This window comes from Pseudomonas sp. B21-019, from assembly GCF_024749225.1.
GTDB lineage: Bacteria > Pseudomonadota > Gammaproteobacteria > Pseudomonadales > Pseudomonadaceae > Aquipseudomonas.
In genome coordinates, this window is record NZ_CP087193.1 from 4,013,043 (window position 1) to 4,033,443 (window position 20,401).

19 protein-coding genes are annotated in these 20,401 nt (G+C 60.0%); 14 read left to right on the plus strand and 5 right to left on the minus strand.

What is annotated here, in order from left to right:
- The first annotated feature begins 2 nt into the window (after window positions 1–2).
- The 11 genes from nuoE (at window position 3) to LOY36_RS17905 (ending at window position 12,441) form a co-directional block, all read left to right on the plus strand.
- Complete coding sequence (nuoE, locus tag LOY36_RS17855; RefSeq protein WP_007940871.1) at window positions 3–500, plus strand: NADH-quinone oxidoreductase subunit NuoE; 498 nt, start codon at window positions 3–5, stop codon at window positions 498–500.
- Window positions 497–1,852 (plus strand): NADH-quinone oxidoreductase subunit NuoF, encoded by a 1,356-nt coding sequence (gene nuoF / locus LOY36_RS17860; protein WP_258669446.1) that lies wholly within the window; start codon window positions 497–499, stop codon window positions 1,850–1,852. The genes nuoE and nuoF overlap by 4 nt, the downstream gene beginning before the upstream one ends.
- Window positions 1,853–1,989: 137 nt before the next feature.
- A complete protein-coding gene (gene nuoG / locus LOY36_RS17865; RefSeq protein ID WP_258669450.1) occupies window positions 1,990–4,704 on the plus strand; it encodes an NADH-quinone oxidoreductase subunit NuoG in 2,715 nt (904 codons plus the stop codon).
- Window positions 4,701–5,708 carry an NADH-quinone oxidoreductase subunit NuoH gene (gene nuoH / locus LOY36_RS17870; protein WP_018925509.1) on the plus strand — a complete coding sequence of 336 codons (1,008 nt, stop codon included), beginning with the start codon at window positions 4,701–4,703 and terminating at the stop codon, window positions 5,706–5,708. Before nuoG ends, nuoH begins: the two co-directional genes overlap by 4 nt.
- Before the next feature lie 12 nt (window positions 5,709–5,720).
- Entirely contained in the window at window positions 5,721–6,266 is a 546-nt protein-coding gene (gene nuoI, locus LOY36_RS17875; protein WP_007940875.1) for an NADH-quinone oxidoreductase subunit NuoI, read from the plus strand.
- Between the two features lie 9 nt (window positions 6,267–6,275).
- On the plus strand, window positions 6,276–6,779 hold the full coding sequence (gene nuoJ, locus LOY36_RS17880; RefSeq protein ID WP_018925508.1) for an NADH-quinone oxidoreductase subunit J: 504 nt from the start codon (window positions 6,276–6,278) through the stop codon (window positions 6,777–6,779).
- 2 nt (window positions 6,780–6,781) lie between these two features.
- Complete coding sequence (gene nuoK / locus LOY36_RS17885; RefSeq protein ID WP_007940879.1) at window positions 6,782–7,090, plus strand: NADH-quinone oxidoreductase subunit NuoK; 309 nt, start codon at window positions 6,782–6,784, stop codon at window positions 7,088–7,090.
- Window positions 7,087–8,940, plus strand: a complete 1,854-nt coding sequence (nuoL, locus tag LOY36_RS17890) for an NADH-quinone oxidoreductase subunit L (RefSeq protein WP_018925507.1) — start codon at window positions 7,087–7,089, stop codon at window positions 8,938–8,940. The genes nuoK and nuoL overlap by 4 nt, the downstream gene beginning before the upstream one ends.
- A 40-nt stretch (window positions 8,941–8,980) precedes the next feature.
- The gene (gene nuoM, locus LOY36_RS17895) at window positions 8,981–10,513 is read left to right on the plus strand and encodes an NADH-quinone oxidoreductase subunit M (RefSeq protein ID WP_018925506.1); all 1,533 of its coding nucleotides are present in this window, start codon (window positions 8,981–8,983) and stop codon (window positions 10,511–10,513) included.
- Window positions 10,514–10,520: 7 nt separating this feature from the next.
- The gene (nuoN, locus tag LOY36_RS17900; RefSeq protein ID WP_007940882.1) at window positions 10,521–11,984 is read left to right on the plus strand and encodes an NADH-quinone oxidoreductase subunit NuoN; all 1,464 of its coding nucleotides are present in this window, start codon (window positions 10,521–10,523) and stop codon (window positions 11,982–11,984) included.
- A 169-nt stretch (window positions 11,985–12,153) separates the two neighbouring features.
- Window positions 12,154–12,441: a type II toxin-antitoxin system Phd/YefM family antitoxin gene (locus tag LOY36_RS17905; RefSeq protein WP_258669455.1), complete on the plus strand. Its 288-nt coding sequence runs from the start codon at window positions 12,154–12,156 to the stop codon at window positions 12,439–12,441.
- 5 nt (window positions 12,442–12,446) lie between these two features.
- Here LOY36_RS17905 and LOY36_RS17910 read toward each other — a convergent pair whose 3' ends face one another.
- Entirely contained in the window at window positions 12,447–12,911 is a 465-nt protein-coding gene (locus LOY36_RS17910; RefSeq protein ID WP_258669459.1) for a GNAT family N-acetyltransferase, read from the minus strand.
- A gap of 373 nt (window positions 12,912–13,284) precedes the next feature.
- On the opposite strand from LOY36_RS17910, the gene LOY36_RS17915 reads away from it, so the two are divergent.
- The 3 genes from LOY36_RS17915 (at window position 13,285) to LOY36_RS17925 (ending at window position 15,441) form a co-directional block, all read left to right on the plus strand.
- Window positions 13,285–13,635 (plus strand): toxin, encoded by a 351-nt coding sequence (locus LOY36_RS17915; protein ID WP_007940886.1) that lies wholly within the window; start codon window positions 13,285–13,287, stop codon window positions 13,633–13,635.
- The gene (locus LOY36_RS17920; protein WP_007940887.1) at window positions 13,625–13,939 is read left to right on the plus strand and encodes a DNA-binding transcriptional regulator; all 315 of its coding nucleotides are present in this window, start codon (window positions 13,625–13,627) and stop codon (window positions 13,937–13,939) included. Before LOY36_RS17915 ends, LOY36_RS17920 begins: the two co-directional genes overlap by 11 nt.
- A gap of 176 nt (window positions 13,940–14,115) precedes the next feature.
- Window positions 14,116–15,441: an OprD family porin gene (locus LOY36_RS17925; protein WP_258669463.1), complete on the plus strand. Its 1,326-nt coding sequence runs from the start codon at window positions 14,116–14,118 to the stop codon at window positions 15,439–15,441.
- A gap of 207 nt (window positions 15,442–15,648) precedes the next feature.
- Here the strand turns inward: LOY36_RS17925 and LOY36_RS17930 are convergent, their stop codons facing one another.
- The 4 genes from LOY36_RS17930 to LOY36_RS17945 form a co-directional block, all read right to left on the minus strand.
- Window positions 15,649–16,029, minus strand: a complete 381-nt coding sequence (locus LOY36_RS17930) for a DUF6124 family protein (protein ID WP_258669466.1) — start codon at window positions 16,027–16,029, stop codon at window positions 15,649–15,651.
- Window positions 16,030–16,397: 368 nt separating this feature from the next.
- The gene (locus tag LOY36_RS17935) at window positions 16,398–16,730 is read right to left on the minus strand and encodes a DUF2790 domain-containing protein (protein WP_258669469.1); all 333 of its coding nucleotides are present in this window, start codon (window positions 16,728–16,730) and stop codon (window positions 16,398–16,400) included.
- A 79-nt stretch (window positions 16,731–16,809) separates the two neighbouring features.
- Window positions 16,810–17,010: a co-regulatory protein PtrA N-terminal domain-containing protein gene (locus tag LOY36_RS17940; RefSeq protein WP_018925500.1), complete on the minus strand. Its 201-nt coding sequence runs from the start codon at window positions 17,008–17,010 to the stop codon at window positions 16,810–16,812.
- 237 nt (window positions 17,011–17,247) lie between these two features.
- Complete coding sequence (locus LOY36_RS17945) at window positions 17,248–20,400, minus strand: CusA/CzcA family heavy metal efflux RND transporter (RefSeq protein ID WP_258669489.1); 3,153 nt, start codon at window positions 20,398–20,400, stop codon at window positions 17,248–17,250.
- Window position 20,401: the final 1 nt, after the last annotated feature.

Consider the following 20,401-nt stretch of genomic DNA (forward strand, 5'->3'; position numbering starts at 1 on the left):
GCATGAACAGCCCGCTTATCCAGACAGACCGTTTCGCCCTCAGCGAAACCGAGCGCTCGGCCATCGAGCACGAGCTGCATCACTACGAAGACCCGCGCGCGGCGTCGATCGAAGCCCTGAAGATCGTTCAGAAGGAACGTGGTTGGGTGCCTGACGGCGCGCTCTACGCCATCGGCGAAATCCTCGGCATCCCGGCCAGCGACGTTGAAGGAGTGGCTACTTTCTATAGCCAGATCTTCCGTCAGCCAGTCGGCCGTCACATCATCCGCGTCTGCGACAGCATGGTCTGCTACATCGGCGGCCATGAATCGGTGGTCAGCGAAATCCAGAGCAAGCTGGGCATCGGCCTGGGCCAGACCACCGCCGACGGTCGCTTCACCCTGCTGCCGGTCTGCTGCCTCGGCAACTGTGACAAGGCGCCGGCGTTGATGATCGACGACGACACATTCGGTGATGTGCAGCCTGCCGGCGTTGCCAAATTGCTCGAGGGCTACGTATGACCCTGACTTCCTTTGGTCCTGCCAACCGCATCAAGCGTGTCGCAGAGACTCACCCGCTCACCTGGCGCCTGCGTGACGACGGCGAAGCCGTATGGCTCGACGAGTACCAGGCCAAGAACGGTTACGCCGCCGCACGCAAGGCCTTCGCCGACATGGCCCAGGACGACATCGTCCAGACCGTGAAAGACTCCGGCCTCAAAGGTCGCGGCGGTGCAGGCTTCCCCACTGGCGTGAAGTGGGGCCTGATGCCCAAGGACGAATCCATCAACATCCGCTACCTGCTGTGCAACGCGGATGAAATGGAGCCGAACACCTGGAAAGACCGCATGCTGATGGAGCAACTGCCCCATCTGCTGATCGAAGGCATGCTGATCAGTGCTCGCGCGCTGAAAACCTACCGTGGCTACATCTTCCTGCGTGGCGAATACACCACCGCCGCCAAGCACCTGAACCGTGCCGTGGAAGAAGCCAAGGCAGCAGGTCTGCTGGGCAAGAACATCCTGGGCAGCGGCTTCGATTTCGAGCTGTTCGTCCACACCGGTGCCGGGCGTTACATCTGCGGTGAAGAAACCGCACTGATCAACTCCCTCGAAGGCCGCCGCGCCAACCCGCGCTCCAAGCCGCCCTTCCCTGCCGCCGTGGGCGTGTGGGGCAAGCCGACTTGCGTGAACAACGTTGAAACCCTGTGCAACGTGCCGGCAATCATTGCCGACGGCGTGGACTGGTACAAATCGTTGGCCCGCGAAGGCAGCGAAGACATGGGCACCAAGCTCATGGGCTTCTCCGGCAAGGTCAAGAACCCGGGCCTGTGGGAATTGCCGTTCGGCGTTACCGGTCGCGAGTTGTTCGAAGACTACGCCGGTGGCATGCGCGACGGTTACAAGCTCAAGTGCTGGCAGCCAGGCGGCGCCGGTACCGGCTTCCTGTTGCCGGAACACCTGGACGCACAAATGTACGCCGGCGGCATCGCCAAAGTGGGCACCCGTATGGGTACCGGCCTGGCCATGGCGGTGGACGACAGCGTCAACATGGTGTCCCTGCTGCGCAACATGGAAGAGTTCTTCGCCCGTGAATCGTGTGGTTTCTGCACCCCATGCCGTGACGGTCTGCCGTGGAGCGTCAAGCTGCTGCGCGCGATCGAGAACGGTGAAGGGCAAGCCGGCGATATCGAGACCCTGCTGGGTCTGGTCGGTTTCCTCGGCCCAGGCAAAACCTTCTGTGCTCACGCACCGGGTGCCGTGGAGCCGTTGGGCAGTGCCATCAAATACTTCCGTCCAGAGTTCGAAGCCGGCATCGCGCCTACCCGCGCCGTCGTCCCGCCTCTGGCAAAGCCGATCGTAGTCGGCGCTTAACGCTTTAAAAAAGGCGAACGGTCCGTGCCGTTCGCCTTTCGTCCGATGACGCCTTTCGAGGCTGTTTGGATTTGGACGGATAACAAGATTCCATTAGCCACGCCCGCTGACACCGGGCCAACGAAGAACTTTGAACCATGGCCACTATCCACGTAGACGGCAAAGAGCTCGAAGTCGATGGGGCAGACAACCTGTTACAGGCATGTCTGTCGCTAGGCCTCGATATCCCTTATTTCTGCTGGCACCCAGCCCTTGGCAGCGTTGGCGCTTGCCGCCAGTGCGCGGTCAAGCAGTACACCGACGAGAACGACAAGCGTGGTCGGATCGTCATGTCCTGCATGACCCCCGCCACCGACGGCAGCTGGATCTCCATCGACGACGAAGAAGCGAAAGTGTTTCGCGCAAGCGTCGTTGAATGGCTGATGACCAACCACCCTCACGACTGCCCGGTCTGTGAGGAAGGCGGTCACTGCCACCTGCAAGACATGACGGTGATGACCGGCCACAACGAGCGCCGTTATCGCTTCACCAAGCGTACTCACCAGAACCAGCAACTGGGCCCGTTCATTTCCCACGAAATGAACCGCTGCATCGCCTGCTACCGCTGCGTGCGCTTCTATAAGGACTACGCCGGCGGCACCGACCTCGGTGTGTTTGGCGCCCACGACAACGTGTACTTCGGTCGCGTTGAAGACGGCACCCTGGAAAGCGAGTTCTCCGGCAACCTCACCGAGGTCTGCCCGACCGGTGTGTTCACCGACAAGACTCACTCCGAGCGCTACAACCGCAAGTGGGACATGCAGTTCTCGCCGAGCATCTGCCATGGCTGCTCCAGCGGTTGCAACATCTCCCCGGGCGAGCGTTACGGCGAACTGCGCCGCATTGAAAACCGCTTCAACGGTTCGGTGAACCAGTACTTCCTGTGCGACCGTGGCCGTTTCGGCTATGGCTATGTCAACCGCAAGGATCGCCCACGTCAGCCACTGCTGGCCAACGGCGCGAAACTGAGCCTGGACGAAGCACTGGATAAAGCCGCCGACCTGCTGCGCGGTCGCAACATCGTCGGTATCGGTTCGCCACGCGCCAGCCTCGAAAGCAACTACGCGCTGCTCGAACTGGTCGGCGCCGAGCACTTCTACTCCGGTATCGAAGCCTCGGAGCTGGAACGCATTCGTCTGGTCATGCAGGTGCTCAAAGACAGCCCGCTGCCGATCCCGAACATGCGCGACATCGAAGACCACGATGCGATTTTCGTCCTCGGCGAAGACCTGACCCAGACCGCTGCGCGTATGGCCCTGGCCCTGCGTCAATCGGTCAAGGGCAAGGCCGAAGACATGGCCGACGCCATGCGCGTTCAGCCATGGCTCGACGCCGCGGTGAAGAACATCGGCCAGCACGAACTGAACCCGCTGTTCATCGCCAGCCTGGCTGAAACCAAGCTCGACGACATCGCTGAAGAATGCGTTCACGCCGCACCGGACGACCTGGCCCGCATCGGTTTCGCCGTGGCTCATGCCCTCGACGCCAGCGCACCGGCCGTTGAAGGTCTGGACACCGAAGCTCTGGCGCTGGCCAAGCGCATTGCCGACGCCCTGCTCGCCGCCAAGCGTCCGCTGATCATTGCCGGTACCTCGCTGGGTTCCAAGGCGCTGATCGAAGCGGCGGCGAACATCGCCAAAGCCCTGAAGCTGCGCGAGAAGAACGGTTCCATCAGTCTGATCGTGCCGGAGGCCAACAGCCTCGGCCTGGCCATGCTCGGCGGCAACTCGGTCGACGAAGCGCTGCAAGCCGTGATCGACGGTAAGGCCGACGCCATCGTCGTGCTGGAAAACGATCTGTACACCCGTACCGACAAATCCAAGGTCGATGCTGCCCTGAACGCCGCGAAAGTGGTGATCGTGGCGGACCATCAGAAGACTGCCACCAGCGATCGCGCGCATCTGGTACTGCCAGCGGCCAGCTTCGCTGAAGGCGACGGTACGCTGGTCAGCCAGGAAGGCCGCGCCCAGCGTTTCTTCCAGGTCTTCGACCCGACTTACCTCGACGCGAGCATTCTGGTTCACGAAGGCTGGCGCTGGCTGCATGCCCTGCGTTCGACCCTGCTGAACCAGCCGATCGACTGGACCCAACTGGACCACGTCACCGCTGCCGTTGCTGCAAGCACGCCGCAACTGGCGCGTATCGTCGATGCCGCACCGTCCGCCGCATTCCGGATCAAAGGCCTGAAACTGGCGCGCGAACCGCTGCGTTACTCCGGTCGTACCGCCATGCGCGCCGACATCAGCGTGCACGAACCGCGTACCTCCCAGGATAACGACACTGCATTCTCGTTCTCGATGGAAGGTTACTCGGGCTCCGCCGAACCGCGTCAGCAAGTACCTTTCGCCTGGTCTCCGGGCTGGAACTCGCCGCAAGCCTGGAACAAGTTCCAGGACGAAGTCGGTGGTCACCTGCGCGCTGGCGACCCGGGCACTCGCCTGATCGAAAGCACTGGTGATTCGCTGAACTGGTTCGCCAGTGTTCCGCGTGCGTTCAACCCGGCTCCAGGCACCTGGCAGGTCGTACCGTTCTTCCACCTGTTCGGCAGCGAAGAAAACTCTTCCAAAGCCGCGCCAGTGCAAGAACGCATCCCGGCCGCCTACGTGTCGCTGGCCAAGTCCGAAGCCGATCGCCTGGGTGTCAATGACGGTGCCCTGCTGAGCTTGAACGTTGCTGGTCAGACTTTGCGTCTGCCGCTGCGCATCAACGAAGAGCTGGGTGCCGGTCTGGTCGCATTGCCTGCAGGTATCGCCGGCATTCCACCAGCCATCTTTGGCAAATCCGTTGACGGTCTGCAGGAGGCAGCGCTATGACCTGGTTCACTCCTGAAGTGATCGACGTAATCATCGCGGTCCTCAAGGCCATCGTGATTCTGCTCGCCGTAGTGGTTTGCGGCGCGCTGCTGAGCTGGGTCGAGCGTCGTTTGCTCGCCCTCTGGCAGGACCGTTACGGTCCGAACCGCGTCGGCCCGTTCGGCGCGTTCCAGATTGCGGCCGACATGATCAAGATGTTCTTCAAGGAAGACTGGACCCCGCCGTTCGCCGACAAAGTGATCTTCACCCTGGCACCGGTCGTGGCCATGAGCGCCTTGCTGATTGCCTTCGCGATCATCCCGATCACCCCGACCTGGGGCGTGGCGGATATCAACATCGGCATCCTGTTCTTCTTCGCCATGGCGGGTCTGTCGGTCTACGCGGTGCTGTTCGCCGGCTGGTCGAGTAACAACAAGTTCGCCCTGTTGGGCAGCTTGCGGGCCTCGGCACAAACCGTGTCGTACGAAGTGTTCATGGGCCTGTCGCTGATGGGCATCGTGATCCAGGTTGGCTCGTTCAACATGCGCGACATCGTTGAATACCAAGCGCAGAACATGTGGTTCATCATTCCGCAGATCTTCGGTTTCCTGACCTTCTTCATCGCTGGCGTCGCCGTGACTCACCGTCACCCGTTCGACCAGCCGGAAGCGGAACAGGAACTGGCCGACGGTTACCACATTGAATACGCCGGCATGAAATGGGGCATGTTCTTCGTAGGTGAGTACATCGGCATCGTGTTGATCTCGGCGCTGCTGGTTACGCTGTTCTTCGGTGGCTGGCACGGCCCGTTCGGCCTGCTGCCGCAGATCCCGTTCATCTGGTTCGCACTGAAAACCGCGTTCTTCATCATGTTCTTCATCCTGCTGCGCGCCTCGATTCCGCGCCCACGGTATGACCAAGTGATGGACTTCAGCTGGAAGTTCTGCCTGCCGCTGACCCTCGTCAACATGCTGGTGACCGCTGCGATCGTGTTGCTCAACACGCCCGCCGTCGCGGCTCAGTGAGGATAGAGAATCATGAAGTACATTTTTGACATCGTGCATGGCTTCTTCACCCAGCTTCGCAGCCTGGTGATGATCTTCGGCCACGCCTTCCGCAAGCGCGACACGCTGCAGTACCCGGAAGAACCCGTGTACCTGCCGCCGCGTTTCCGTGGCCGTATCGTCCTGACCCGCGACCCCGACGGCGAAGAGCGTTGTGTAGCCTGCAACCTGTGCGCCGTGGCGTGCCCGGTGGGTTGCATCTCGCTGCAGAAAGCTGAAACCGAAGACGGTCGCTGGTACCCGGACTTCTTCCGCATCAACTTCTCGCGCTGCATTTTCTGCGGCCTCTGCGAGGAAGCCTGCCCGACCACCGCGATCCAGCTGACACCGGATTTCGAAATGGCCGAGTTCAAGCGGCAGGACCTGGTTTACGAGAAAGAAGATCTGCTGATCTCCGGTCCCGGTAAAAACCCTGACTACAACTTCTATCGTGTTGCAGGTATGGCGATTGCCGGTAAGCCAAAAGGCGCCGCGCAGAATGAAGCCGAGCCGATCAACGTGAAGAGCTTGCTGCCTTAAGGAAGAACGATGGAATTCGCTTTCTATTTCGCATCGGGTATCGCTGTTGTGTCCACGCTTCGCGTGATCACCAACACCAATCCCGTGCACGCCCTGCTCTACCTGATCATTTCGCTGATCGCCGTGGCCATGACGTTCTTCGCCCTTGGCGCACCGTTTGCCGGTGTACTGGAAGTGATCGCCTACGCCGGCGCCATCATGGTGCTGTTCGTGTTCGTGGTGATGATGCTGAACCTGGGCCCGGCCTCGGTTCAGCAGGAGCGCGTCTGGCTCAAGCCCGGTATCTGGCTGGGTCCGGTCGTACTCGGCGGCCTGCTGCTGGCTGAACTGCTGTATGTACTGTTCAGCCACTCCAGCGGCCAGGCCCTCGGCCACACCACCGTAGACGCCAAGGCCGTGGGCATCAGCCTGTTCGGTCCTTATCTGCTGGTGGTCGAACTCGCCTCGATGCTGCTGCTCGCCGCAGCCGTCACGGCGTTCCACTTGGGCCGCAACGAAGCCAAGGAGCAATGACGATGCCTGCTATCCCTTTGGAGCATGGTCTGGCGGTCGCCGGCATCCTGTTCTGCCTCGGTCTGGTCGGCCTGATGGTCCGGCGCAACATTCTCTTCGTGCTGATGAGCCTGGAGGTCATGATGAATGCCTCCGCACTGGCGTTCATCGTTGCCGGTAGCCGTTGGGCGCAGCCGGATGGACAGATCATGTTCATCTTGGTGATCAGCCTGGCAGCCGCCGAGGCCAGTATTGGCCTGGCGATTCTGTTGCAGCTGTATCGCCGCTTCCACACTCTCGATATCGACGCTGCCAGCGAGATGCGCGGATGAACCTTCTCTATCTGACTTTCCTGTTCCCCCTGATCGGTTTTGTGCTGCTGGCGTTCTCCCGGGGACGCCTCTCGGAAAACCTCTCGGCGCTGATCGGCGTCGGCTCCATCGGCTTGTCGGCGATCGTCGCGGCTTATGTGATCTGGCAATTCAACGTTGCACCGCCCGAGGGTGGCCACTACACCCTGGTGCTGTGGCAATGGATGGCGGTGGAAGGCTTCACGCCGAACTTCGCCCTGTACCTGGATGGCCTGTCCGTGACCATGCTCGGCGTGGTGGTGGGCGTGGGTTTCCTGATCCACCTGTTCGCGTCCTGGTACATGCGCGGTGAAGCCGGTTACTCGCGCTTCTTCGCCTACACCAACCTGTTTATCGCCAGCATGCTGTTCCTGGTCCTGGCCGATAACCTGCTGTTCGTGTACTTCGGCTGGGAAGGCGTGGGCCTGTGCTCGTACCTGTTGATCGGTTTCTACTACAGCAACCGCAACAACGGTAATGCGGCACTCAAAGCCTTCATCGTGACCCGCGTCGGCGACGTGTTCATGGCCATCGGCCTGTTCATCCTGTTCCAGCAACTGGGCACGCTGAATATCCAGGAACTGCTGGTCAAGGCGCCTGAGCACTTCAAGGCCGGCGACTTCTGGATCGTTCTGGCGACCCTGATGCTGCTGGGCGGCGCTGTCGGTAAATCCGCGCAACTGCCGCTGCAAACCTGGCTGGCGGATGCGATGGCCGGCCCTACTCCGGTTTCGGCACTGATCCACGCCGCGACCATGGTAACCGCCGGTGTCTACCTGATCGCCCGTACCCATGGCCTGTTCGCACTGGCGCCGGATATCCTGCACCTGGTAGGTGTCGTGGGTGGCGTGACGCTGGTGCTGGCAGGTTTTGCCGCACTGGTTCAGACCGACATCAAACGTATCCTCGCCTACTCGACCATGAGCCAGATCGGCTACATGTTCCTGGCCCTGGGCGTCGGTGCATGGGATGGCGCGATTTTCCACCTGATGACCCACGCCTTCTTCAAGGCGCTGCTGTTCCTTGCATCCGGTGCGGTGATCGTTGCCTGCCACCACGAGCAGAACATCTTCAAGATGGGCGGCCTGTGGAAGAAACTGCCACTGGCCTACGCCAGCTTCATCGTCGGCGGCGCGGCCCTGGCGGCCTTGCCTCTGGTGACCGCGGGCTTCTACTCCAAGGATGAAATCCTCTGGGAAGCGTTCGCCAGCGGTAACGAAGGCCTGCTGTATGCCGGTCTGGTCGGTGCCTTCATGACCTCGCTGTACACCTTCCGCCTGATCTTCATCACGTTCCACGGTGAAGCGAAGACCGAAGCCCATGCCGGTCACGGCATTGCTCACTGGCTGCCGCTGTCGGTGCTGATCGTACTGTCGACGTTCGTCGGCGCGATGATCGTTCCACCGCTGCACGGTGTGCTGCCGGAAAGCGTCGGCCATGCCGGCGGCGAAGCCAAGCACAGCCTGGAAATCGCTTCGGGCGCCATCGCCCTGTCCGGTATCCTGCTGGCCGCGCTGCTGTTCCTCGGCAAGCGCCGCTTCGTCACGGCCATCGCCAACAGCGGCATCGGCCGCTTCCTTTCGGCCTGGTGGTTCGCTGCCTGGGGCTTCGACTGGATCTACGACAAACTGTTCGTCAAGCCGTACCTTGCGATCAGCCACATTCTGCGCAAAGACCCGCTCGACCAGACCATCGGTCTGATCCCGCGTATGGCCAAAGGCGGTCACACCGCCCTGAGCCGCACCGAGACCGGTCAACTGCGTTGGTATGCCGCCTCGATGGCTGCTGGTGCCGTGCTGGTAATCGGCGCCGTCGTGCTGGTAGCGGTCTGACTATGAACCTTGCGAACTTGCGAAAGGAAACGAGCCCGTCATGATTCTGCCATGGCTAATCCTGATCCCCTTCATCGGCGGCCTGCTGTGCTGGATGGGTGAGCGCTTCGGCGCCACCCTCCCCCGCTGGATTGCGCTGATCACCATGTCCCTGCTGCTCTCCCTCGGCCTCTGGCTGTGGGCCAACGGTGACTATTCATTTGCACCAAAACCTGGCGCCGATCCGACCTGGGCGCTTGAGTTCAAACACGTCTGGATCCAGCGCTTCGGCATCAACGTGCACCTGGCCCTCGACGGCCTGTCGCTGTTGATGATCCTGCTGACCGGCCTGCTGGGTGTCCTCTCGGTACTCTGCTCCTGGAAAGAGATTCAGCGTCATGTGGGCTTCTTCCACCTGAACCTGATGTGGATCCTGGGCGGTGTCGTTGGCGTGTTCCTCGCCCTCGACCTGTTCATGTTCTTCTTCTTCTGGGAAATGATGCTGGTGCCGATGTACTTCCTCATCGCGCTCTGGGGTCACAGTTCTTCGGACGGCAAGAAAACCCGGATCTACGCGGCGACCAAGTTCTTCATCTTCACTCAGGCTTCCGGCCTGATCATGTTGGTGGCGATCCTGGGCCTGGTACTGGTCAACTTCAACGACACCGGCGTGATTACCTTCAACTACGCCGATCTGTTGAAAACCAAGATGTCGCAGACCACCGAGTACATCCTGATGCTCGGCTTCTTCATCGCCTTCGCGGTCAAGCTGCCCGTCGTACCGTTCCACTCCTGGTTGCCTGACGCTCACGCCCAGGCACCGACTGCGGGCTCCGTGGACCTGGCCGGTATCTTGCTGAAGACTGCTGCGTACGGCCTGCTGCGTTTCGCCCTGCCGCTGTTCCCGAATGCCTCGGCCGAGTTCGCGCCGTTCGCCATGACCCTGGGTCTGATCGGGATCTTCTACGGTGCGTTCCTGGCCTTCGCGCAAACCGACATCAAGCGACTGATTGCCTTCTCGTCCGTTTCCCACATGGGCTTCGTGCTGATCGGCATCTACTCCGGCAGCCAACTGGCGCTGCAGGGCGCGGTCATGCAGATGCTGGCTCACGGTCTGTCGGCTGCGGCACTCTTTATCCTCTCCGGTCAGCTGTACGAGCGCACTCATACCCGCGATATGCGCGAGATGGGTGGCCTGTGGTCGAAGATTGCCTACCTGCCAGCCCTCAGCCTGTTCTTCGCAGCGGCGTCGCTGGGCCTGCCGGCGACCGGTAACTTCGTCGGTGAGTTCCTGATCCTGATCGGCACCTTCGCCAGCGCGCCATGGGTCACCGTGATCGCCACGTCCGGCCTGGTATTCGGCTCGGTCTACTCGCTGATCATGATCCACCGCGCCTACTTCGGCCCGTCGAAATCCGACGCGGTGCTGCATGGCATGGACGGTCGCGAACTGATCATGGTGGTTGGGCTTGCGGCACTGCTGCTTTACATCGGCGTGTACCCGCAACCGTTCCTCGATACCTCTGCCGCGACGATGCATGGCGTGCAGCAGTGGCTCGGCTCCGCCTTCACTCAACTCGCTTCGGCCCGGTAAGAGCGCTATGGAATTCACGACTCAACACTTTATCGCGCTTGCGCCGTTGTTGATCACCAGCGCCACGATCATCGTGGTGATGCTGGCTATCGCGTGGCGCCGCAACCACTCGCAAACCTTCCTGCTGTCGGTGGCAGGTCTTAACCTGGCCTTGCTGTCGATCCTGCCAGCCCTGAAAGTCGCGCCACTGGCCGTGACTCCACTGCTGCAGATCGACACCTTCGCCTGCCTGTACATGGCGCTGATCCTGGTCGCCACCCTCGCCTGTGTGACCCTCGCCCACGCCTACCTGGGCGATGGCGGTACGGGCTACCCGGGCAACCGTGAAGAACTTTACCTGCTGATCCTGATGTCCGCCGCCGGTGGCCTGGTGTTGGTCAGCGCGCAGCACCTGGCCGGTTTGTTCGTCGGTCTGGAACTGCTCTCGGTACCGGTCTACGGTTTGGTGGCTTACGCCTTCTTCAACAAGCGTTCGCTGGAAGCCGGCATCAAGTACATGGTGCTGTCGGCCGCCGGTTCCGCGTTCCTGTTGTTCGGCATGGCCCTGCTCTACGCCGAAGCCGGCAGCCTGAGCTTCAACGGCATCGGTCAGGCCCTGGCGGCCACCGGCCTGCCTAGCCCGATCGCGCAACTGGGCCTGGGCATGATGCTGATCGGCCTGGCGTTCAAACTGTCGCTGGTACCGTTCCACCTCTGGACCCCGGACGTTTACGAAGGGGCTCCGGCACCGGTGGCAGCGTTCCTGGCCACGGCCTCCAAAGTGGCTGTGTTCGCGGTGATGGTGCGTCTGTTCCAGATCTCGCCAGCGGCGAGCAGTGGCGTACTGAGCAACGTGCTGACCATCATCGCCATCGCGTCGATCCTGTTCGGTAACCTGCTGGCACTGACCCAGAGCAACCTCAAGCGTCTGCTGGGTTACTCCTCCATCGCGCACTTCGGTTACCTGCTGATCGCCCTGGTGGCGAGCAAGGGCCTGGCCGTGGAAGCCATCGGCGTGTACCTGGTCACCTACGTGATCACCAGCCTCGGCGCGTTCGGTGTGATCACCCTGATGTCCTCGCCGTACAGCGGCCGTGACGCGGATGCCCTGTACGAATACCGTGGCCTGTTCTGGCGCCGTCCGTACCTGACCGCCGTCCTGACCGTGATGATGCTGTCCCTGGCCGGTATCCCGCTGACCGCGGGCTTCATCGGCAAGTTCTACATCATCGCCACCGGCGTCGAATCGCACCAATGGTGGCTGGTCGGCTCCCTGGTACTGGGCAGCGCCATCGGCGTTTTCTACTACCTGCGTGTGATGGTCACCCTGTACCTGATGGAACCGAACCTGCGTCGCCACGATGCGCAACTGCACTGGGAACAACGTGCAGGCGGCGTGATGCTGCTGGCGATCGCCGTACTGGCGTTCTTCCTCGGCCTGTACCCACAACCGCTGCTGAACCTGGTTCAACAGTCGGGGTTGGCGGGTTGATCGCTTAAGCGATACTCGGTAGAAAACAGAAACGGCACCTTCGGGTGCCGTTTTTGCGTTTGTGGGATTTGTTACCGCTGCCCTCCCCTCCTTCTGCAATCCCCGAAACCTCGCGCGGGAATGTCCGTTTCGTCCTACATCCAGCACTGCGCACTTGGCTCTATCTTGAATGACTGGCTGGATCGATAAATCAACGCGAGAAATAACAATGAACCGTGACATCGTCGTTCCGTTGGCCGAAGCAAAAAACAATCTGTCCAAACTCGTCGATGACGCAGCCGCCGGGCAGATCATCACGATTGCCAAACATGGTCGGGCCCTTGCACGTCTGGTTTCGGTAGGAAAACCCTACGGCCAGCGTATCGGTGTGATGAAAGGCAAACTGGTGCTTCCCGAAGACTTTGACGCCTCACTGCCGGACGACATGCTCGATGCTTTTCAAGGCACTCAAAAATGAAGCCGTCACAGTTTCTTCACCATGGGAACGCAGGCCAGTTGAAGACCGGAGGGGGAATGGTAAACCGCAGTTTTCTCCCCAATGTAACCACAGCGTCGATAAAAATCGGCGGCATTCAAAGTCGCATCCAGACGAACTTCCACCAGGCCAAGATCCCGCGCCAGATCTTCGAGAAAGCTCACGATGCGCTTGCCCAAGCCTCGCTGCATAAAGTCAGGATGTATAAAGATTGCACCGATTTCGCGGTTCTCCAGATCCAGCATGCCTGTCGCCACGGGCTCACTCTCAACGCACCCCAGATAGAAGTACTTTTCCATGAGTGCGCAGTAACCGTCCTCAGCTGCCCCCGATGTCCAGGTCAGCATTTGCTTCTCGGTATAGGCACCGATGCATTGATGCCGGATGGCTAGCAGCCGTATGTCGAATGCAGTCTGGGCGTCGCTTTGGGTGGCTTTTCTAATTTCGAACATATCACTCTCCATCAGCCATGTGAGACGGAGAATCAAAAAGCCCCGTCCATCTCTGGCGGGGCTTTGGGTAACACGTCAAATGCCAAGCACGTATGACCTTATGGCCCGCCGGAAGCGGTCATAGAGGAACACATCATGTTCATTCGGCGTTGATCATTCATCGGCAGATAGTGCTGTGGATGATCCGATGAGTCAATTGCGAAGTCCCCTTTCCCCAGCATTACTCGAAAACTCTCACCGGCCTGGTCGCTTCGTCCTACAGGCGTTTTTACGACCGGGGTCTACCTTGAAAACGGGGAACGAAAAGGATGGCTTCGATGCCTTGACCTATTCGATTATCGAGACAACACTATACGCAGGTGACGTACAGAACATGGATGCTCTTTTTATCGAATTACCTGCGTTTCAGAAACACCGAGACGATTACCTGGATGACGATCTGTTCCGCAGCTTTCAGTTGGAGCTGCTAAAAAACCCCGAAGCGGGCGATCTCATTGAAGGCACGGGCGGGCTGCGAAAAATCCGCTTTTTCGATCAACGTCGGGGTAAAGGCAAGCGCAGCGGGCTTAGGGTGATTTATTACTGGTGGTCAGGTTTCGATCAATTCTGGCTGTTCACCGTGTATAGCAAAAACGAGCAAGACGACCTGTCGCCGTCCCAGAAAAAACTTTTCAGACAAACGCTGGATAGAGAAATCAACACGAGAACCCACTATGAAACGTGACATTTTTTCCGAACTGATGGAAGGCCTCGAAGCCTTGGCCGACGAGCGCCAAGGCAAGGTCACGCTGCGGACCCACAAGGTCAAGCTACCGAAACTGGTACCCATCACTGCCGAGGAAGTGGTGGCCATCCGTCAACAGCTCAATCTTTCCCGGTCGGTGTTCGCCATGTATCTACGCACCAACACCCGAACCCTCGAGAACTGGGAACAAGGACGGGCAACACCAAATGCCCAAGCCACGACACTGATCCGCTTGGTTGAACGCTTTCCGCAGACGATCGAACAACTCGCAGCGCTGACCTGAACGTGCAGGGTTGTCATTCCACCCACATGACGAAATTGTAATTCCCCCATCACCTTGGCGTTATCCGCAGCTTGCAACGATGTCACCCGGCGACCATGCCGGCGGGCCCTTGCCCGTCGAACAATAAAACCCACGCCGAAGCACGTTCCCGTTCTGCCGAACCCAAGGAGTGATTGATGGTTAACAATACAAAAATGTCGATAGCCGCTTTAGTTGTGGTTGTCGGCTCCGGGCCGTCCATGGTGTTTGCGGAAGAAAAACCCGAGGGGTTTATCGAGGGCAGCAGCCTGACGGTGCTCAACCGCAACTTGTACTTCAATCGTGATCACCGTGACGGCCAGTCGAGTCCCACCGGCAATGGTTATTCCGAGGCCTGGGCACACGCGGTTATCAGCAAGTTCGAATCCGGCTTTACCCAAGGCACCGTCGGGGTCGGTGTCGATGCGTTTGCGATGATCGGCTTGAAACTCGATACCGGTGACGGGCGCAACGGTGGCCGTAGTTCTTTCGACGTGTTGCCGGTCGACAGTGATGGCAAAGCGCGGGATGAATACACCAAGGTCGGTGGCGCCGCCAAAGTGCGCGCCTTCGATACGGTGGTGAAGGTCGGCGATGTGTTCCCCGCCAACCCGGTGGTTGCGGCGGGTGACTCCCGACTGTTGCCGGAAAGCTTCCGGGGTGTCACGGCCACCAACACCAGTATCGAAGGTCTGTCGGTACAGGGCGGTCGCCTGCATGCGATGAGCCAACCGGTGTCCAGCAACATGCGCGAAAACTTCGCGACCTTCTACGCCGGTCCAGTCAATTCGCCGTGGGTCGGCTATTTCGGTGGCGACTACACGCTGAACAAAAACCTCAGTTTCAGCCTGTATTCCAGTCGCCTCAAGGATGCCTGGAATCAGTACTACGCCGGCACCGCGTGGACTTATCCGCTGTCGGACGACCTGTCGCTGTTCGGTGGCCTGAACTATTACAAGGCGGTCGACGAAGGCAAACAACTGCTCGGCGAGTTCGACAACAACATCTGGAGCGGCCGCGTCGGAGTGAAACTCGGCGCCCACTCCGTTGCGTTATCGCACCAGCGCAATAACGGCAACGACGACTTCGATTACCTGCGCCAGTCTGACTCGATCTTCCTCGACAACTCCATCCAGTACAGCGACTTCAACTCGCCCAAGGAACGTTCGTGGATGGTGCGTTACGACCTCGACATGAACAGCTATGGCGTGCCGGGTTTATCGTTCATGACCCGTTACGCCCGCGGCACCGACGCCGACTATTCCAACGCCAACGCCGTGTACATGCGCCGCGATGCCGACGGCAACCCGCTGACTGACCAGAAGCGCTGGGAGCGCGACATCGAAGTCAAATACGTGGTGCAGAGCGGCTCGCTGAAAGACATGTCTCTTCGTCTGCGCCAGGCCACAACCCGCGCCACGGCGTTTGAGTCGGATCTGGATGAAGTGCGGGTGATTGTCGAGTATCCGCTGGCGATTCTCTGACTTCGCGGCTAATGCAAATTCACCTTTAGAAGCTCCTTGCTCCTTTGGTAAGAGGTGAATTTTTTGGCGCCCTTCGGGGCGCCTTTTTTATGCGCGTAGATTGAGCACTGTAGGAGCTGCCGAAGGCTGCGATCTTTTGACTTTGATTTTAAAGATCAAAAGATCGCAGCCTTCGGCAGCTCCTACAGGGATTGCGTTGCGGGAGGGTTACTCAGCCGGCTCGACGTTATCCAATGCCTGATTTACCGCCAGCTCCCCTAGCATCACCACTTGAGCAATGCCCAGAAGAGTCTTGCGATGGGTCCCTTCCAGTAGCGCGGCGAAGTCACCGAGCATGACCGTGGCCGAGGACAACGATTCGCTGGCATTGGCCAGCAGGGATTCGGTATCGGCTTTGGGATTGGCGAAATACATCTGGTTGGGGGTGTAGGGCGTGGCCATAACGTGGGCGGTAGGGTTCAGGTAGTAATCGAGCGCACGTTCGGCAGCTTCGTGGAGTTTTTTGGAGTCGATGGAGGCGTAGGGAGATGTTGGGTCGGTGTCCGTAGCTGTGCTTGCTTCGGGAGGGTTTGGTGTTGGTTTTTTCATGGTGAAACTCCACTGAAAGTTGGAGCTGCCCCATTCGGTTTCCGGACGAAGAGGTGGCAGCTGTACGCAGGTTGGAAACCCGGGCAGCGGCGACCCGGTCGACCCGAAGGTCTCCCACGCACAGCCGCCATAACGGAGTGCACACATTCAAGGTGCGCAAGGATACGTCATGAAAGGCGTGTTGGCGCCACTGTTACTGATCGGGGTTTCCAGACCCGGTCGCTGAATTGGCAGCGACGTGCACAGGCTAGAGAGCGGGCGTCCGACGGACAACCTGAAAACATTGTGGGAAGCGTCTGTACTTGCGCCACATCCGTTAAACATACCGAATTGAAATACTCAACGTAGGTTGGAGGCCCTCTGTGCCCTCACCCGCCCTGTCGGCGGCAATCGCCTGCCACGGTGTATTTGATCGTATTGAGTTGGCCCTTTGAATCTTCATAGGTCATGGCAGTAGGCACCACGGCACAAGCAACTTGCGGCCGCACAACGCTCACCACTTTCACCACATCCAGTTTCATCCCGTATTCGTAGTCTTTCACCACTGGCGCAGGTTTGCCCTGGTTGGCCGCGTACTGCTCCATGGCTTTGACGTTGGCACTGAGCGCCCTCTCAAACGTCCGGTCACCGCCGCCTTCTGCCAGCGCATTCAACGACATCGCCATCACACCGACGAACGCCATCAACTTAAAAACTTTCATATCCAATACCTTCAAATCGAGGCTCAAAAAAAAGCCCACCATCGGCCTTCGATGACGGGCTAGTTCAGGTGCGACACGCTTACAAGTCTTTGGTCTTGTCGTCCTTCTTTTCATTCAACACGACGGGGTTACGCGCCTGTTCTTTGGCGACAAACGCCTCCACCGAGCGGTCATTGGCCGCCATCATTTTCTCAAAGACTCTGTCGCCGCCACCTTCAGCCAAAACAACAGAAGACATCACCAACGCCGCTGCAAACGCACTCAGTTGTACAAATTTCATGCTTGATTCCTCATTTAATTAACTAACGAGGTCAAGGTAACAATCCGAACCTTTCATGACGGTGGCGCGCAAATTACATATCCGTTATGTAACCTGAAAGGCACCTGTGGCGAGGGAGCTTGCTCCCGCTGGGTCGCGAAGCGGCCCCTCCTTCACCCAAAAAAGAAGGAGCCTGCTGCGCAGTCCAGCGGGAGCAAGCTCCCTCGCCACAGATAGTGGTATGTCTGAAACATTGGTTTAGGGGGTGGGAGTTACTTCCTCATCCCGCCGATGCGCCAACTGATACAGCGCCGGCAATATCAGCAGCGTCAGGATGGTCGAAGACAGAATCCCGCCAATCACCACCGTCGCCAACGGTCGCTGCACCTCTGCGCCGGTACCGGTTGCGAGGGCCATGGGAATGAAGCCCAGGGACGCGACCAGCGCCGTCATCAATACCGGGCGCAGACGTGTGAGCGCACCCTCATTGATTGCATCAGCGAGCGAACGCCCCTCCTCCCGCAAATTGCGGATAAACGCGATCATCACCAGGCCGTTGAGCACCGCAACCCCCGACAGCGCAATAAACCCCACGCCCGCCGAGATCGACAGCGGAATATCCCGCAACCACAACGCCATGACGCCACCCGTCAACGCAAACGGAATCCCGGTGAACACCAGCAAGCCGTCCTTGAGGTTGTTGAACATCATGAACAGCAGCCCGAACACCAACAGCAAGGCCACCGGCACCACGATCTGCAGGCGCTTGGCCGCCGATTGCAGTTGCTCGAACTGACCGCCCCACGTGGTCCAGTAACCCGCCGGCACCTGCACATCACGCTCGATGACCTCGCCCGCCTCGGCGACAAAAGATCCAATGTCACGCCCACGCACGTTGGCGCTGACGATCACCAGCCGCTTGCCGTTTTCGCGGCTGACCTGATTCGGCCCGAGCACTAGATCAAGGCTGGCGACGTCCTTGAGGGCGATGAAGCCAATCTGATCAGCCGCGCCATTCAGGGGCGCTGGCACCGGAATCAACAGTGCCGACAAACCTTCGATGTCCTTGCGCATGGCATCGGACAAACGCACCACCATGTCGAACCGCCGATCGCCTTCATACAGTGTCCCGGCCTGACGCCCGCCGACCGCCACCGCAATGGTGTCTTGCACGTCACCGACGTTGAGCCCGTAACGCGCCGCCTTGTCGCGGTCGATGTTGATGGTCAGCACCGGCAGGCCAGTGGTTTGCTCGACCTTGACCTCGGACGCGCCGTTGACCTTCTGCATGGCGGCGGCGATCTTCGCCGCCGTGGCGTTGAGCACGTCCATGTCATCCCCGAAGACCTTGACCGCGACATCGCTGCGCACGCCGGAGATCAGTTCATTGAAGCGCAACTGGATCGGCTGCGACAGTTCATAGTTGCTGCCCGGCAGCGTCGCGGCGGCTTGTTGCAGTTCGGCCATCAGTGTTTCGCGGGACTTGCCCGGATCCGGCCACTGCACCTTCGGCTTGAGCATCACATAGCTGTCGGAGATGTTCGGCGGCATCGGGTCGGAGGCGATTTCGGCGGTGCCGGTACGGGCGAACACACGCTCGACTTCGGGCACCTTGTTGAGGATCAAGGTCTCCAGACGCTGCTGCATATCCACCGATTGCGTGAGGCTGGTGCCCGGCACGCGCAAGGCTTGCAGGGCAAAATCGCCCTCACTGAGGCTCGGCACAAACTCGCTGCCCATGCGGCTGGTGAGCACGCCGCTGAGCACAATCACAGCCAGCGCCGCCCCCACCGCCATGGCGCGATGGGACATCACCCACGCCAGCGCCGGCGCATAAACGCGACGCGCGCCGCGCATGACCACGCCCTCTTCTTCCTTGACCTTGCCGGTGACAAACAGCGCGATGGCCGCCGGCACAAAGGTCACCGACAACAGCATGGCGCCCAACAGCGCGATGACCACCGTAAAGGCCATCGGGTGGAACATTTTTCCTTCGACACCGCTCAGGGCGAAGATCGGCAGGTACACGACCATGATAATCAACTGGCCGAAAATCAGCGGCCGCCGCGCTTCTTTGGCGGCCGCGAATACTTCGTGGAAACGCTCGGAACGGCTCAGTAAACGCCCGTGATGCTGCTGCGCATGGGCCAGCCGTCGCAGGGTGTTTTCGACGATCACCACCGCGCCGTCGACGATGATGCCGAAGTCGAGGGCGCCTAGGCTCATCAGGTTGGCGCTGACTTTGTTGGTGAACATGCCGGTGAAGGTGAACAGCATCGACAGCGGAATGACCATCGCGGTGATCAACGCCGCGCGAATGTTGCCCAGGAACAGGAACAGAATCGCGATGACCAGAATCGCCCCTTCCACGAGGTTTTTCTTCACCGTGGCGATGGCCTTGTCCACCAGGTGCGTGCGGTCATACACCGGCACCGCGACCACGCCTTTGGGCAGGGAACGGTTGATCTGCTCAAGCCTGGTCGCCACTGCCTGGGAGACGGTCCGGCTGTTTTCGCCGATCAGCATGAACACCGTGCCCAGTACCACTTCGCGACCGTTTTCGGTGGCGGCACCGGTACGCAGTTCGCGGCCGATGTCTACGGTCGCGACGTTCTTGATCCGGATCGGCGTACCGTCGACATTGGCCATCACGATATTGGCGATGTCGTCGGTGCTCGCCACTTGCCCGGGCGCACGAATCAGCAGTTGCTCGCCGCTGCGCTCGATGTAACCGGCGCCAACGTTGGCGTTGTTGCGCTCCAGCGCCGTGACCAGATCGGTGAGGGTCAGTTTGTACGCCGCCAGCCGTTTCGGGTCGGGGGCGATCTGGTATTCCTTGGCGAATCCGCCGATGGTGTTGATCTCGGCCACACCGGGCACGTTGCGCAATTGCGGCTTGATGATCCAGTCCTGAATCACCCGCAGGTCGGTCGGCGAGTAGGCGGTTCCGTCGTCCTTGAGCGCACCTTCCTGCGCCTCCACCGTCCACAGGAAAATCTCGCCAAGCCCGGTGGAAATCGGCCCCATCAGCGCTTGCGCACCCTCGGGCAATTGCTCCCTGGCGATCTGCAAACGCTCATTGACCAATTGCCGGGCAAAGAACAGATCGGTGCCGTCCTTGAAGATCACCGTGACCTGCGACAGCCCCGAACGCGACAGCGAGCGGGTCTGCTCCAGCGCCGGCAAACCGGCCATGGCGGTTTCAATCGGGAAGGTGATGCGCTGCTCGGTTTCCAGCGGCGAGAACCCGGCCGCGCCGGTGTTGATTTGCACCTGGACGTTGGTGATGTCGGGCACGGCGTCGATCGGCAGCTTTTGATAACTGGCGATGCCGAGGCCGGCCATGAGGAGAACGGCGAGCAGCACGATGATGCGCTGCTCGATGGCAAACTGGATCAGGCGTTCGAACATG